This window comes from Amycolatopsis rubida, from assembly GCF_900115345.1.
Lineage (GTDB): Bacteria > Actinomycetota > Actinomycetes > Mycobacteriales > Pseudonocardiaceae > Amycolatopsis > Amycolatopsis rubida.
In genome coordinates this window covers 13,785-27,002 of record NZ_FOWC01000010.1, presented here as the reverse complement: position 1 = coordinate 27,002, position 13,218 = coordinate 13,785, and the positions used below count along the sequence as shown (strand labels likewise).

General features: G+C 69.6%; 18 protein-coding genes and 1 pseudogene. 13 read left to right on the top strand and 6 right to left on the bottom strand.

The window, feature by feature from the left end; all coding sequences use genetic code 11:
• The first annotated feature begins 272 nt into the window (after nucleotides 1–272).
• The 5 genes from BM362_RS31540 (at nucleotide 273) to BM362_RS47770 (ending at nucleotide 2,781) form a co-directional block, all read left to right on the top strand.
• Complete coding sequence (locus BM362_RS31540) at nucleotides 273–764, top strand: hypothetical protein (protein ID WP_143132529.1); 492 nt, start codon at nucleotides 273–275, stop codon at nucleotides 762–764.
• A 231-nt stretch (nucleotides 765–995) separates the two neighbouring features.
• Nucleotides 996–1,118 carry a hypothetical protein gene (locus BM362_RS50080; protein WP_280142756.1) on the top strand — a complete coding sequence of 41 codons (123 nt, stop codon included), beginning with the start codon at nucleotides 996–998 and terminating at the stop codon, nucleotides 1,116–1,118.
• A gap of 228 nt (nucleotides 1,119–1,346) precedes the next feature.
• Nucleotides 1,347–1,472 (top strand): hypothetical protein, encoded by a 126-nt coding sequence (locus BM362_RS50075; protein ID WP_280142755.1) that lies wholly within the window; start codon nucleotides 1,347–1,349, stop codon nucleotides 1,470–1,472.
• Complete coding sequence (locus BM362_RS31530) at nucleotides 1,473–2,606, top strand: methyltransferase domain-containing protein (RefSeq protein ID WP_093575604.1); 1,134 nt, start codon at nucleotides 1,473–1,475, stop codon at nucleotides 2,604–2,606.
• A 25-nt stretch (nucleotides 2,607–2,631) separates the two neighbouring features.
• Nucleotides 2,632–2,781 (top strand): hypothetical protein, encoded by a 150-nt coding sequence (locus BM362_RS47770; protein WP_167545518.1) that lies wholly within the window; start codon nucleotides 2,632–2,634, stop codon nucleotides 2,779–2,781.
• A 361-nt stretch (nucleotides 2,782–3,142) separates the two neighbouring features.
• On the opposite strand, the gene BM362_RS31525 is transcribed toward BM362_RS47770, so the two are convergent.
• On the bottom strand, nucleotides 3,143–3,877 hold the full coding sequence (locus BM362_RS31525) for a hypothetical protein (protein ID WP_093575603.1): 735 nt from the start codon (nucleotides 3,875–3,877) through the stop codon (nucleotides 3,143–3,145).
• A 351-nt stretch (nucleotides 3,878–4,228) separates the two neighbouring features.
• Between BM362_RS31525 and BM362_RS31520 the strand changes: the two genes are divergently transcribed.
• The 4 genes from BM362_RS31520 (at nucleotide 4,229) to BM362_RS31500 (ending at nucleotide 7,639) form a co-directional block, all read left to right on the top strand.
• Complete coding sequence (locus tag BM362_RS31520) at nucleotides 4,229–4,693, top strand: DUF4149 domain-containing protein (RefSeq protein ID WP_093575602.1); 465 nt, start codon at nucleotides 4,229–4,231, stop codon at nucleotides 4,691–4,693.
• Between the two features lie 181 nt (nucleotides 4,694–4,874).
• Nucleotides 4,875–5,894 carry a helix-turn-helix domain-containing protein gene (locus BM362_RS31515; RefSeq protein ID WP_093575806.1) on the top strand — a complete coding sequence of 340 codons (1,020 nt, stop codon included), beginning with the start codon at nucleotides 4,875–4,877 and terminating at the stop codon, nucleotides 5,892–5,894.
• A gap of 481 nt (nucleotides 5,895–6,375) precedes the next feature.
• Complete coding sequence (locus BM362_RS31505) at nucleotides 6,376–7,002, top strand: hypothetical protein (RefSeq protein ID WP_143132528.1); 627 nt, start codon at nucleotides 6,376–6,378, stop codon at nucleotides 7,000–7,002.
• A gap of 7 nt (nucleotides 7,003–7,009) precedes the next feature.
• The gene (locus tag BM362_RS31500; RefSeq protein ID WP_143132527.1) at nucleotides 7,010–7,639 is read left to right on the top strand and encodes a hypothetical protein; all 630 of its coding nucleotides are present in this window, start codon (nucleotides 7,010–7,012) and stop codon (nucleotides 7,637–7,639) included.
• Nucleotides 7,640–7,887: 248 nt separating this feature from the next.
• Here the strand turns inward: BM362_RS31500 and BM362_RS50070 are convergent, their stop codons facing one another.
• Nucleotides 7,888–8,019, bottom strand: coding sequence for a hypothetical protein (locus BM362_RS50070; RefSeq protein WP_280142754.1), 132 nt, complete (start codon nucleotides 8,017–8,019; stop codon nucleotides 7,888–7,890).
• A gap of 111 nt (nucleotides 8,020–8,130) precedes the next feature.
• On the opposite strand from BM362_RS50070, the gene BM362_RS31495 reads away from it, so the two are divergent.
• From BM362_RS31495 to BM362_RS50755, 3 genes and pseudogenes are all read left to right on the top strand, one after another.
• Entirely contained in the window at nucleotides 8,131–8,373 is a 243-nt protein-coding gene (locus tag BM362_RS31495; RefSeq protein ID WP_093575598.1) for a hypothetical protein, read from the top strand.
• Between the two features lie 608 nt (nucleotides 8,374–8,981).
• A complete protein-coding gene (locus BM362_RS47765; protein ID WP_167545516.1) occupies nucleotides 8,982–9,380 on the top strand; it encodes a hypothetical protein in 399 nt (132 codons plus the stop codon).
• Nucleotides 9,381–9,402: 22 nt separating this feature from the next.
• Nucleotides 9,403–9,873: pseudogene (locus BM362_RS50755) on the top strand (NUDIX domain-containing protein); the annotation flags it as partial.
• A 220-nt stretch (nucleotides 9,874–10,093) separates the two neighbouring features.
• Here the strand turns inward: BM362_RS50755 and BM362_RS49450 are convergent.
• Entirely contained in the window at nucleotides 10,094–10,249 is a 156-nt protein-coding gene (locus BM362_RS49450; protein WP_244287352.1) for a hypothetical protein, read from the bottom strand.
• Nucleotides 10,250–10,390: 141 nt separating this feature from the next.
• Here BM362_RS49450 and BM362_RS31480 point away from each other — a divergent pair, with 141 nt between their 5' ends.
• The gene (locus tag BM362_RS31480) at nucleotides 10,391–10,951 is read left to right on the top strand and encodes a hypothetical protein (protein WP_093575595.1); all 561 of its coding nucleotides are present in this window, start codon (nucleotides 10,391–10,393) and stop codon (nucleotides 10,949–10,951) included.
• 337 nt (nucleotides 10,952–11,288) lie between these two features.
• Here BM362_RS31480 and BM362_RS31475 read toward each other — a convergent pair whose 3' ends face one another.
• From BM362_RS31475 to BM362_RS31470, 3 genes are read right to left on the bottom strand one after another with little or no spacing between them, the layout of a single operon-like run.
• The gene (locus tag BM362_RS31475; RefSeq protein WP_167545514.1) at nucleotides 11,289–12,185 is read right to left on the bottom strand and encodes a tyrosine-type recombinase/integrase; all 897 of its coding nucleotides are present in this window, start codon (nucleotides 12,183–12,185) and stop codon (nucleotides 11,289–11,291) included.
• Entirely contained in the window at nucleotides 12,182–12,628 is a 447-nt protein-coding gene (locus BM362_RS47760; protein ID WP_167545513.1) for a hypothetical protein, read from the bottom strand. Before BM362_RS47760 ends, BM362_RS31475 begins: the two co-directional genes overlap by 4 nt.
• Nucleotides 12,625–13,155, bottom strand: a complete 531-nt coding sequence (locus tag BM362_RS31470) for a hypothetical protein (RefSeq protein WP_143132525.1) — start codon at nucleotides 13,153–13,155, stop codon at nucleotides 12,625–12,627. Before BM362_RS31470 ends, BM362_RS47760 begins: the two co-directional genes overlap by 4 nt.
• Nucleotides 13,156–13,218: the final 63 nt, after the last annotated feature.

Here is a 13,218-nt window from a genome sequence, read left to right as displayed (position 1 = left end):
ACGGATGGACCTGTCGACGATCTTCGAGTTCGACCAGGCCGCCGAGGCCGACGTCAAGCGCAGGTCGGCCAAGCGGATGGCCGTCCCGCCGGCGGGCGGAGTGGCGGCAGATCACCTACGACATCAAGCTGCCCAAGGAGGCTGCCGGGTACAGCTCGGTGCAGCTGGCGGTGCGCCGCCGCGGCGAGCACGACACCGGCTCCGGGTCCACCCTCGCCGCGCTGCGCCGAACCCGCCGAACTGACCAGCACACCAACCCCGGAAGGATCACGATGACCACCTCCGACACCGACGCCCGCCTGCACGAACAGGTCCTTGCGCACCTGAAGGCGGCCGGTGCCGCCGACGCCGCCCGGCAGGCCGCCGACTTCGTCGAGCGAGTGCAGACAGGCCGGGCGAACACGCCGCCGGACAACGACGCGAAGCTGTGGGGCGCGACGTCCTTCGCGCTGGGCACGGGGTTGTCGTCCGAGGACCGGCTGATCGTGGCGCGGCAGTTGATCGCGATCCTGCGGCGGCTGCGGGAACCGCACCGCCGTACCTGGGCGCCCGGCGACGAGCTGCCGACACCGCCTCCCGCGAAGATGGCCGATCTCGACGGGGACGTGTGGATGCACCAGAAGGCCGGGAACGGCTGCTACCGCATGAGCTCGAAAGACCGCCGCAGGAACGCGGACAGCATCCACGACTACGAGGGCGTCCAGGTCTGGCCCTTCCTGCTCAACGCCGAAGGCCCGTTCACCGAGGTCACCTCAACCCGGTAACGCACAGACCGGGTGCCCGACGCGCGGACGGCTCGGCACTGCTGCTGGACGTCCGGCCGGCCGAGCGGATCAAGCCGCGGGACCGCGCCGCGTTCGAGACGACGGCACGGGCAGCGGCCACGGTGGGCTGGGGCCCGCGGTTCGCCATCGAGGCCGCCCGCGACGGCCGAGGTCCGGGCGCTGCGCACGGTGTTCTCGCGCCCGAGGCCGCTGCGGGAGGGCGTGGAGCGGGTGGGCGATCCGATCGCGGTGCTGCCGGTGGCTTACCACTTGCTGTGGTCGGGGCAGCTGTGCTGCGACCTGGACACTCCGCTGTCGATGGAAATGCCCGTGCACGCCGGAGTCCGGCGGTGACCGCCACGACCGGGGGCCGCAGCGGGGCCGCCCTGCCCGCGGCCGCGGGGTGCTGCAGATCGGGGGACGAGGTCACGATCATGGCCGCGCTGATGTCCCAGCGGGGGCGCGTGATGTCTGCTTGGCCCCGGGTTCGCTCGGTCGGATCTTGCGCTGCCCGGCCGGGCCTGCGCAGGGTGGACGTGATCGAACAGCGCAGCAACGCGAGGATCGGGAGGCTGGACTGGCATGGCCAAGCACGAGAACAAGGCCGAGGGCGACGGGCAGGGCACGTTCGACCCGTCGAAGACGAAGGACGTCGACGACGCCGGCGGCGGCCGCCACGACTCCGAGGACACGGGCGAGGACAAGTAGATGACCACGGACACCGCCCCGGCCTGGGCCGTCGTGTTCGAGCAGGTGCCCCGGGCCGGGTTCATCCCGGACACCATCTGGGTCGACGATCCCGACGGTCCGGGGTTCACCGCGGTGTCCCGCCGCACCGACCCTTCGGCGTGGGAGGCCGCGGTCGCGGCGAACGCGCCGGTGATCACCCAGATCAACCTGGGCGAACCGGCCACGGAGAACGGCGAGGACTTCCCCTCCAGCTCCTCTTCGCAGCCGAGCATCGTCGCGGACATGCTCGACGCCCTCGACCCGCGACCGGGTGAGCGGGTGCTGGAGATCGGCACCGGCACCGGCTGGAACGCCGCCCTGCTCGCACATCGCGTCGGTCCCTCGGGGCAGGTCACCACGATCGAGGTCGACCCGGCCCTCGCCGAGACCGCCCGCCAGGCACTCACCGCGGCCGGAGTCGCCGCCGAAGCCGTCACCGGTGACGGCGCTGCGGGCTGGCCGGCGGGCGCACCGTTCGACCGGATCATCGCGACCGCCTCGGTGCGGGAGATCGTGCCGCCGGCGTGGCTGGCCCAGCTGCGCCCCGGCGGGCGGCTGGTGACCCCGTGGGGCACCGACTACGGCAACGGCGCCCTGCTCACCCTCGACCTCGACGCCGACGGAATCGCGTCCGGTCGGTTCTCCGGGAACCTGGCGTTCATGCGGCTGCGCTCCCACCAGCGCAGCCTCTTCGGCTGGGAACCCGACGACGACACCGTCGCCGCCGCCGAGGTCGCCGCAACTGACGTGCGCGGCAAGGACCTGGACATGATGCTCAACCCCGAGAAGGGGCGCTTCGCGATCGGCGCACGGCTGCCGAACGTCGCCCTGGTCGTCGAGTGGGACGCGCACGGTCCCGGCCGGCACGTCCTCGAGCTCGACGACCTGATCACCCGCTCCTACGCCCGGCTCGACGCGGATGTGACCGACCCCGCGCCGTTCACCGTCCGCCAACTCGGGCCGCGGCGGCTGTGGGACGAAGCCCTCGCCGCCTACGACTGGTGGCACGAGCACGCCAAACCCGGCCCGGACCGGCTCGGCCTCGCCATCACCGACGACGCCCAGACCCTGTTCCTCGACACCCCCGAGACCGTCGTCCGCACCTGGCCCTGACCGCCGAGCGGAAGGCCCTGCCCGCGTGATCGAGATCCGCTACACCCTGCACACCGACGACGGCGGCATCGAATACGCGGAGATCACCGCGCCGCTCGTTCCACGCGTCGGCGAGCTGGTCGCCATCAGCCAAGGCCGGTCCTACCAGGTGGTCGACGTCGTTACACGCGGCTGACGGACGCGCGCGACCGCGACGACCGCCGTCGTCGATGGGCGGTCGCGGGCTATGTGCTGGCGCAGTTCGTCGTGGTCGTGGCCCACGCTTTCCCGCGCACGGCCGTCGTGTTCGCGGGCATCGCCGCCGTTGTCGCCGGCCTCGGACTGCTCGGCGGGGTCGGTTTCGGGTACTTCCTCGGGCGAACGGGGAGCCGTCCGCGAGCGGGATCGGTCCGAAGCTCGTGCCCTGGGCCAGCACGAGCGGCCCGGGACGGCCTGCTGGTCAGGACGACGTCATGCGCCGTCATCGAGCGTGATTGCGCTGATCGGCGAGTCGTGAAAGGGGTCGCACTGGACCAGGCCTGGAATACTGACCGAGGTCAGCGCTGCCACGTCGGGCCCGCACCGCCGGCGGGCGGCCCGGCGCGCACCACCCCGCGCTCGACGAGCATCTCCATGCAGAGCAACAACGGGAACGCATCCTGCGGGTCGATCCCCGTCGCTGCGCTGATGTCGGCCATCGAGTACGCGCGGCCAGGTTCGGCATGCGCGCGAAAGAACTCCTCGACGGGCCCGGCGAGTTCGGCCTCCCGGGCGATGTCGTCCTCGGTGGCCGGGAGCGCCGAGGCCAGCGCCGCGATTCCGCCCTCGACGACGGCCCACGTCGGCGCGGCCGGGCCGGTCTCGTCAGGCTCGTCGACGGACACCATGCCCATGCGCAGTCGGCCCGGCCGGGCCAGGTATCCGTCGAGCTGGTCGATGCCGCCGCTGAACGGATCCTGCCCGCAGGTGACGATCACGAACCCGTGCCGGGCAGCGGCGCCTTTCCAGTCGCCGTCGCCCGGGTGGGAGAGCACGCCGCTGCTGCCGAAGAGCAGCCGCACCCCGTACGAGCCGAGCACGACGCGGGCCGTTTCGCGAGGAACCCGTGCCAGGGCGCTGTGCTCGGCCAGCGGTGCGAGACCGAGCGCGTCCGCGACCAGCGGCATGCCTTCGGAAATCGCCCACGACCGCGGGACCACCAGCAGGTGCGCCACGTCGCTGCCGTCGCGGGGATGCTCGCCGATCCAGCCGGTGACCAACAGGTCGCGCGGGGACGAAGAGGGCAAGGGCATGGGATCTCCCAACTGCAGGCGCGGACAACAGGCCGCAGCGGATCCGGGCTGGTCGCCACCCGAGAGGCGCGCGGCCGGCAACCCCCGCAGCCGCGGGGAAAACACAGACCGGCGGCCGAGTGTAGCCCGCGCCCAGCCTTGCCTTGCCGTCGCCGCACGCTCGGCTGCCCCCTGTGTTTCAAAGCGACCGCCTATGAAACAGGGTCGCCCGCACGCCGCGTGCCGGCCGACCTCTCACCCGATCACCCGAGGTCCTCGGCCTCGTCGTCGAGCGCGTCCCTTCCTCCTTCTTACCATCAGTAGCAAGGAAATCAGCCGCTCCGATCGACGGCAGGAAGAAGGCGAGGAGACATGCCAGCAAACATCGACGCGTCCACCAAACCGCAGGAACCTCCCGCACATGAGCCGCAGTGGTACCGCTGGGTGAGCACAACCGGCGCGCTCGGCTTCGCCATGAGCGCAGTGGCGACATCGACGCTGTCACACGACACGGCCGAACTGCTCGTCGGTCGGATCGCCGCCGCCTACGTCACCCTGGCAGTGGTGTCCGGGGTCGTGATCTGGGCACTTCACGGCATCCTCCGCGGCGGCCGGCCGAGCCATTCCGGTTCCTGGTACGTCACCGCCGGAATGCTGTGCCCCATCATCGGATCCGTCATCGTGTACGGCGCGATTCCCCTTCTGACCATGGAAGCACCCGCCGTGCTGGGCGCGGTCGCGATGCCATGTCTCGGTCTCGCAGTCGGCGGTGAGCTGGCCCAGCTGGTGCGCCGTCGCCTCCGCGCCGCACGACTCCGCCGCCGGGGGCAGGCATAAACGTGCCCGGTCGTGCCTGGTCCACGTCAACACCCTGCTACTGCAACGAGTCCTGGCCGACCCGAAGTGGGCGAAGAGGCTCACCGCGGAGGACCGCCGGGTGTGCGTCGTCCGGAAAACCTCGGCTGATCTGCGAGGTTTCAGTACGATCAGGTTGTACCTCTGGGTGAATGAGGCGTCAATGGGTGAGATCGAGAGCTTCGGCGACGTGTTGCGTCGCTTGCGGGTTGCTGCTGGGCTTACTCAGCAGGAGCTGGCGCGGCGGACGCACATGACGCAGCCGAACGTGAGCAAGATCGAGTCTGGCGGCCAAGGCGTTCCTGAGGAGGCCGCCGATCGGCTGGACAAAGCATTGAATGCCGACGGTCGGTTGATGGCCGTCTACGATCCGCTCGACACTGGACCGCTGAATTCGGATCAGCGCAACCGGATCGCTTGGACCGTGCGGCATCCGGGCCTGATGGACGCGGCCGCGGTGGACGTGCTGGCCGCCAGCCTCGCTGCGCAGCGTCGGGTCGACGATCTGATTGGACCGGAACCGATGCTGGCCGGGGCGAAAGGCCAGGCGCGGATGATGACCGGGCTGTTGAAGCAGGTACGCGGACCCGCTCGTCCGCAGCTGTCGGCGGTCACATCCGAGTATATGCAGTTCGCCGGTTGGTTATTGGCGGAAGCTCGGCATGATCGTTTGGCTGTGGAGTGGCTGACCGAGGCCGGCGACATCGCCCGGATCGCGAACGACGGCACGCTCGCTGCTCAGGCGTCGAACTTCAAGGGATTCGTTGCCAGGCAACGGGGTCGACCGACATCGATGGTGAAGTGGTTTGTCCGTGCGTTCGAGGAGCCAGGTGCGCATGTAGCGCAGCGGATTGGCGACACGATCCAGGCCGCGCAGGGCTATGCCCGCCTGCACACCCTGAGTCCTGATTCCGGATATCGGGACACGGCGTTAAGGTTGTTAGCCGACGCGGACGATCTGGTCGACGAGGCCGGCAAGGTGCCGCCTCCAGCTACTGCGTACTGGTTGACGCCTACATTCCACTTGTTGAATTCAGGGTTAGCGCACCTCGCACTGCACGATCACGCCACGGCTGCTGACCACTTCCGGACCGGCCTTGAGAGCCTTCCCCCGAATCAGCAAAACGCGGAATGGACCACGGAATACCGCCTCGGCCTGGCTGAAGCAGAAGAAGCCAGATAAGCCCTGGATATGCGCGTTGGAACGCGCATATCCAGAACTCTTCACGCGCTGTGACCGCCAGACGACACTGCCTGCATGGTCTTGACCACCTGCGATAAGCAGCTGAAAGCCGTACCACGCGAGTGGTTGACGCACAAGCACTATTTAGTGCGGTTCTGCCGCCAGGACCGCACTGTTCACGCGTACCCCAGGTTCGCTGTGCGTGGGTGGGATTGGCCGCAGCCGCGACACTCCGAGATCGATTCCTATCCGGACCGGCATTGCCGCGAGGAACTGGAGACCGCCATATTCTGGCCTGGCGGCTACCCGGTCGGCGGGGTGCGGATTTGCCAGGCGGGGTGCTTCAACCCGGGATACGGAAGTCGGACCGCGCGCCTGTTCGAGGCGGTGGCGTGTGCCGACTGAAGAGGATGTGGAAGCCCGGGTCAGGGCGTGTTTCGGTCGGTGGGGCAAGGTGCGGATGGACAAAGACCCTCTGACGGTGCTGGCGCGGGAACGGCGCGACGAGCAGATCGCGGAGGCGAATGCCGAGGGATCGCTCCCGGGCATGATCGCCGCCAAATTCGGCCTTTCCCGCACAGCCGTGGACGGCATCCTGAAGACCCAGGAAGCTGATCCAACCCGGGAGATACGGTCGGCGGGGACTGCGCACCCCATCGCGGCTCTGCCGATCGTGTCGCCGCGGGTCGCGGTGCGGCGCTCGCCGACCAGCGACGAAATTGACGCCCGGATCAAGGCGTGTCGCGGCCGCTGGCCCCAGGTGAGCGGCGATCGGGACGAGCTGACGGTACTGGCACGGGCGCGGCGAGACCAGCAGATCACGCAGATGGGTGCCAACGGCAAGAGCACGCTGGAGATCTGCGACCGCTTCGGGCTCTCAGCCCAAACAGCGCGGCGCATCATCAGCACCTGGACGCCGATCGCCGTCGGCCTGCCGATCGACACCACGCTGGGCGAGCCCTCCGGGGAGACACGGCCGACGGAAAGGGCGACCGCCACCGCGTCCTTGTCGGCCGTGTCGTCCCGGGTCGCCGAGGAGGACCAGGACAGCCCGGGGCACGGATGCTCCGGCGTCGACCCGCGCGGGGCGGCGTATGCGGCCGACTAGCGAGCAGGTGGAAGCCCGGATCGAGGAGTGCTACGGCGAGTGGGCGCGGGTGAGCCACTGCCAGGATCCGGTGACCGTGCTGGCCCGTGAGGTGCGAGACCTGCGGATCGTGCAGATGCGAAACAACGGCATGGATCTCAGCGAGATCGGCCGGAGATTCGGCCTCGGCCGCGGGGGCGTATTCCGCGCCCTCCAGCGGACGGCGGGTCCTTCGGAGGCCGGATCACGCCCTCGCGACGCGAGGTGTCGTGTGCCGACTAAATCGCAGGTGGAAGCCCGGATGCGGGAGTGCAAAGGCCGCTGGGTCGAGGTAAGCGGCGATCAGGACGAGCTGACGGTGCTGGCACGGGCGCGGCGGAATGAGCTGATCGCGACGAAGGAGGCCGACGGCATCTCCCAACACTCGATCGCTCGCGAATTCGGTCTCTCGCTCGACACAGTGAAACTCATCGTCAGGAACAGCAAGACCGGCGCGAAACCTGTCAGGTTCGAACCGGATTCGGCCGGGGAGACACCGCTGGCGGGCACAGCACGCGACCTGGACTTGGCGGCCAGGGCGCGCTCGGGTGTGGTAGACGCCCGCGATGCCCGGGAATCCGGAAACCACCAAGCTCACGGCCAGTCACGCCGGCCGTGAGCTTGCAGGTTCTCGAATCTCTGGGTGTCGAATTGGTCGATGCCCGTCCACGCCCGTTCTCGTGGGAGACCATCTGAAAGTCGTGCTCGCCAACGGTGCGCCGCCTGGCCGCGCAGTCCGAACCCACACGTCCTGGTCACAGGAAGAACCGCGATCGGGACCAGGCCGGTCAGCCACGTCTATCTCCAAGACCAAAAGCGAACGGGAGCTCGAACTGCGATCGCCTGTCCGATGAGGACAGTGGCCGTTCAGTCGGCCGGTTCGGCGACTGTGTTCTTCTCCGTGGCGGGCAGTCGGACGTCCTCGCGCCCGGCGAACCACTCGTAGGACCAGCTGTGCTCGGCCACGATCCGGACCGGCACCCGTGGCCACTGGACCACCACTGGCTGCTCATCGGCGCGGTTCGAGCTACGACAGATCAGCCGCGAACGCATCGGGAGAGCAGGCGTGGCGGGACTTGCGGAGCGTGAGCACACCGCTAGCCTGCGGTGATGAGGGGACGTCTCGGTGACCGCACCGCGGGACAGTTTGCACGCAGCTACCGGGGCCTGGCTTTCCTCGGTTTCACGCTGGGGACCTGGCTCGTCGGGTTCGCCGTCGCGGTGCTGGTGCTGCCCGTGACGCCGGGCTTGACCGTGACGGGATGGGTGGCGCTCGTTGTCGGCCTGGTGTGCACGATCGCGGCGGTCGCACGGCTTCGGACTGAGAGGGCGCGTTCCGCGCCGAACCGGTAGCCGCGGCGGCGACCGGGCCCCCAGGGGGAACCGCAGGCTCGGCGTCCGCGCGCTGCACGGCGTCCACCAGGTCGACGGGCCGACTCCGCCAGGGCGGGCACTCGGCGACCGCCTCGAGCGCCTGCACGTCCTCGACGACCGCGGCCAGGACAACCATCCTCAGGATCGACGTTCTCCCACCGGTCGAGAACGACCGGGCAGTGCGCGCGACCGGCACGATCCGGATCTCCGGTGACGCCGAGCCGGACGCCATGATCGCCGGGCCGGGGGTGGGCTGCCCAGTGCCTGCGCGAGCTGGCCAGCCCCGTCGCCTGCATGACGCCCGGCACGCCGTGGGGTCCTGGCACATCACGAACTCGTCGCCGGTCATGGGGTCGGTCAGCACCTGAAGAACGCCGTGGAAGCGGATCCACTCGGCAACGGTGTTAGCCGAGCCCCGCACAGGACGCATTCGGCGGCTTCGTCTCGTCGTTCATCGGCGATCCTCCTTCCTGCTGCGGTTCCACGCAGGCAACCTTCCCACGCCATCGGCTTTTCGAGCGCGGTGTCCGACTGTTCCCTCCGCCGAAACCGCGCGGGAACGCGGGAGATCGTCAAGAATGGCTGTCATGCGTAGAAACCGCCCGTCCGCCGAGAGCCAGGTGTTGTGGCCGCTCTCGCTGGCCGGAGCAGAGATGCTCGCGGCCGCGACGATCCTCGTCGAAACCCCATCGCCCGGCTCGCAGTTCGACCCGCTGGCCGGGATCGGCCTCGGTGCGCACCGCGCTTTCCACGATGCCGTCCTGCACGCCAGCGCCGCCCGGACCCGGGCCGAAATCCGCGCTGCCGGCCAGCTCGCAGCAAGGGGCGCGGCCGCGGTGGCACGGCTGGACGACCTCGCCGCCGAGTTCGAGCGGCCACCGGCGAGGATCACCGACGAGCATCTCTCCCAGCTGCGGGCCGTGCTGGGGGAGATGGACGCCATCGGCGGCTACAGCGTTGACACTCTCGAGATCCGACGTGGTTGAGCATTTCTGGGACGGCACCCCGATGATCCCGCCGAGTCCGTGGAAGCTGCTCGTATATCGGGAACCGGCGGCGAACCCGTTCGCGAATGTTCGAATGGACACTGTGCGCCGGCCGGACGGCAGCACCGGCCCCTACCTCGCCGTCGACACCGCGGACATGGTGCGGATCCTGGTGGTATGCGAGCGTCATGTACTGATCGTGGAACAGCACCACTATCTGACCGGGCCCTGCTGGCAACTGCCCGGAGGACGGGTCGACCCGTCCGACGGCGGAATGCCCGGCCTCGGCCCGGATCCCATGACCGCGGCGGCGCGCGAACTGCTGGAGGAAGCCTGCATTTCCGGTACGCTGACGCGCCTCGCGACGTGGGAACCGCTGCCCGCCCTGACAGCCAGCCGTACCCATGTCTACCTCGCCGCCGACCTCCGCACCGACGACCGACGTGCCCAGCTAGACGACACCGAAGCCGATCTCGCGACGCGCTGGATCCCGGTGCGCGACGCGATCGCAGCGACGCTCGACGGCCGCGTGCGCTGCGCCCCCAGTGCCGCCGCGATCCTCACTCTTGCCCTGCGCCCCAGATTCCCACGGCGCTATCTCCGGCGACGGCTATCGGCTTCGAGGCGATTCGGCTGGCCGTGGTGTCTCACGACTTTGGTTCCACCTCGTGGTCGATCGACGACCCCTCGGCGATGGTCGCCGAGCAGAGCGCTCAGACCAGTGCGGTTTCCGCTCGCAGGGTTCGCAGCCGCGCCAGGGCCAACTCCCGCGTCCCGTCCGGCGCGGGCGAAGACGTCCAGTCGTACTGACGGCGATTCGCGGTCACGCGGCTCGTGTCCGGGGTGACGCCGTGACCGTCGGAGGCCATCCGCCCCCGGCGAAAAAGCGTTCGGCAGCTCCGAGACAAAGAGACTCCAGCCGATCGGCGCAACCGCGATCACGGGCACAAGGTTTCCCGCCGGATCCGGGACGCGTCGGCAATCTGCGACGCACGCTACGGTAGGGAACCGTGCATCAGGTCACCCACCCCGGCGAGCTTCCCGAGAGCGTCCCGGCCCCGGTCAGGCAGGCCGTCGCGATCGGCTGGAGCGCGGTCGGAACTCACAACGAACGCCGCGTGTGGGGCAACTCCCGCGCCATGGCACTGCGGTTCGGTCAGCGGATCGGCTGCCCCGTCGACGCGGAGGCTGTCGAGATGCGCCCGGCTGGACCCATCGGCTCGCCCGCCGACGCCCTCCGCACCCTGCAATGGCCGGGGAAACCGGTGAGCGTCCGCATCGGCGCGGCTGTCGTCACCGAAGGGATCACGGGAAGCGTCGACGTCCCGAAGCCCAGCGGCACGCCGGAGGAGGTCGTGGAACTAATCGACGACCTGGTAGCGGCCGGGAAACTGCGCCAGTTCCGGACGGCCGTAGGAGTGCTGTCGTCGGGGTGGCGGTTCGAGATCAAGACGTACCGGCACGCGGACGAGCCGGTGATTCGGGTGGTCGCCCCCGGAGACGTCTGGCCCGACGAACAGCCCCACGCACTGCTGGAACCAGTGGCCCGCTTCAACGACCGTTTGCCGTAGCCGCCGCTCAAGACACGCTGAGCCGTCGACCGCAAGGCCCGACCCGTTGACTCGACTGGCCAGGTCAGCACAGGTGCGAAGGCCGTGGGGATTGGTTGAACGATCGGAGGCGTTGCTGGGACTGCGGTTTCGGGTTCGGGTTCGGACTGCACCGAGCAGCAGCTGAAGGACGATCATTTGCATGCCCGGGCATCCGGGCGAATGTCCGACGCTACATCGATGAAACCGTAGAGGTCAGCGCCGCGTCCACCAGCGCTGACCGGACCAGCCGGCGCCGCGATTGTTAGCGCAAAGCGCAACAGCCGATGAGTTCGTGAGTTTGGTCAGGCCTGTCGGGCTACTGCTCGAAGACGGTGTCGACGACGGTGGCTTGCTCGGTTTTTCCGGCTCGGAAGTATCGGGACGAGGTCTCGATGGAGGCATGGTTGAGCAACGCCTGGACCTGTGCGGGATCCGCTCCGCCTTGACGGAGCCGGGTGGCGTAGGTGTGGCGAAGCCGGTGGGGCCGAAGGCCTTGGATTCCGGCGTCGGCGCCGACGGCGAGCACGAGCTGGGTGATGCCGGAGATGGTCAACGCGCCGCGCTGCCCGGTCCACAGCGGGCCTGGGTGGTTGCCGCGTTCGGCGATCCAGGCCGACAGGCGTTGCCGCGCGACGGAGGGCAGGGGGACGTGGTGGACTTCGTCGCCTTTGCCGTGAAGGCGGATGCTGCCGGTGCGTGCGGTGATCGCGACGTCCTCGATGTCGAGGCGTGCGCATTCCTCGACCCGGGCGCCGGCGTAGAGCAGCACCGCGATGATCGCCTCGCCGCGGGCGCCGCGGCGGGTCGCGGCGCGTTCGACCTTGTCCTGCTCGGCGGAGCTGAGCGCGTCGGGCTCGCCGGGGCGTGGAACACGGGCGCGTTTGACGCTGATGCGCAGCTGCGGGCCATGCTCGTAGAGCAGGGTGACCGCGGCGAGGGCTTGGTTGATGGTCGCTGGGCTGGCTTTCTTCTTGCGCAGCAGGTGTTCGCGCCACGCGGTGACGGCGGCTTCGGCGCCGACGACGTCGGTGAACGCGTCGCCGTGCTCGGCGGCCCGGCTGGTCAGCCAGGCGACGTACGCGGCGTTCTGGCACCGGTAGGCCCTGACCGTGTTCGCGGCGAGCTTGCACCGGTCCAGGTAGCGACCGGTCTTGGCCAGCGCCCGCTCGGCGGCCGCGGCGACGGGGCGGAGCGCGACGACCTCGGCGGTCACCGGCCGGCCTCGGCCGGAGGCGTGCCTTCGCGTGGTTGCTTGAGCGCGCCGGTGACGGCCGACCCGGCATCCCAGGTCCGGCGCATCTGCGCCATCGTCGCGCCCAGCTCGTCGAGCCGGGCACCGTGGATCCGCACCGTCTCGGCGATCGCGGCGCCGGACAGCCGCTCGAACTCGGCGTAGGCCTGGTCGCAGCGTTCGCGGGCGGTCGCGATCTTGGCGGCGCTTCCGTCCCGTCGCGCCTTGGACAACAGGCCTTTCGCCGCGCTCCAGCGTCGCCGGGCCGCGAGCTGCTGCTCGGCCAGGCCTCGCACCCGCGCGGTGGCCGCGGCGCTCTCGGCCCCCCTGACCGCGATCATCCGGTTCAGCCGGTCCCGCTCCGCGTCGTGCGCGGCGATCAGTGCGTCGACCTCAGGAATTCCCGTGCTCTCCGGACCGGTCATCCGTTGCCGCCGTCCCGGCCGGGTTCCGCGGCGAGCGGGTTCCAGGTTTCGGGCTTCGCTCCTTGCTGCCGCAGCTGCTCCCGGAGTTCGTCGGGGGTGGTGTCCAGGGCGTGGGCCAGCTCTTCCCAGCTCACCCCCTGCCGCACGATGTGCCGCATAGCGTTGGCCTCGAGGTTTCGCGCGACGGCCCGGGCGAGACGGATCATGTGCGCGGCCGCGAGCGCGTCCGCCCGGTCCAGTTGCGGGTCTTCCCCGCTGTCCCGCAAGGCTTCGCCCAGAAAGGCGTGGAGCAGACTCACCGGATCGACCTGCGGTGCGTTCGGGTCCGCAGCCCATTTCTTCTCGAGGTCGCTGCCGTAGCGCGTCGCCAGGCGCACACGACTGTCCTCGCCCTCCCGGTACAACGCGTCCAGCTCGTCGAGGCGCTGCGCCATCTGGCGGTCGCGTTCGGCGAAGAGCGCCTCGGCCTCAGCGCGGCCGGCGGCGCGGGCCGCCTCCACGCCGTCCGGTTGGTGTGGTCTGGACATCCCGATCCTTCTTATCCGCTGAGTTTCAACCCGGGTTCCGAGGGCTCCGAGACCGCGTTATCC

Bases quoted from the DNA above. Each gene is read 5' to 3' on its own strand.
- BM362_RS31540 (WP_143132529.1), top strand. From the start codon at position 273: ATGACCACCTCCGACACCGACGCCCGCCTGCACGAACAGGTCCTTGCG.
- BM362_RS50075 (WP_280142755.1), top strand. From the start codon at position 1,347: ATGGCCAAGCACGAGAACAAGGCCGAGGGCGACGGGCAGGGCACGTTC.
- BM362_RS31530 (WP_093575604.1), top strand. From the start codon at position 1,473: ATGACCACGGACACCGCCCCGGCCTGGGCCGTCGTGTTCGAGCAGGTG.
- BM362_RS31525 (WP_093575603.1), bottom strand. From the start codon at position 3,877: ATGCCCTTGCCCTCTTCGTCCCCGCGCGACCTGTTGGTCACCGGCTGG.
- BM362_RS31520 (WP_093575602.1), top strand. From the start codon at position 4,229: ATGCCAGCAAACATCGACGCGTCCACCAAACCGCAGGAACCTCCCGCA.
- BM362_RS31515 (WP_093575806.1), top strand. From the start codon at position 4,875: ATGGGTGAGATCGAGAGCTTCGGCGACGTGTTGCGTCGCTTGCGGGTT.
- BM362_RS31495 (WP_093575598.1), top strand. From the start codon at position 8,131: ATGAGGGGACGTCTCGGTGACCGCACCGCGGGACAGTTTGCACGCAGC.
- BM362_RS47765 (WP_167545516.1), top strand. From the start codon at position 8,982: ATGCGTAGAAACCGCCCGTCCGCCGAGAGCCAGGTGTTGTGGCCGCTC.
- BM362_RS49450 (WP_244287352.1), bottom strand. From the start codon at position 10,249: ATGGCCTCCGACGGTCACGGCGTCACCCCGGACACGAGCCGCGTGACC.
- BM362_RS47760 (WP_167545513.1), bottom strand. From the start codon at position 12,628: ATGACCGGTCCGGAGAGCACGGGAATTCCTGAGGTCGACGCACTGATC.
- BM362_RS31470 (WP_143132525.1), bottom strand. From the start codon at position 13,155: ATGTCCAGACCACACCAACCGGACGGCGTGGAGGCGGCCCGCGCCGCC.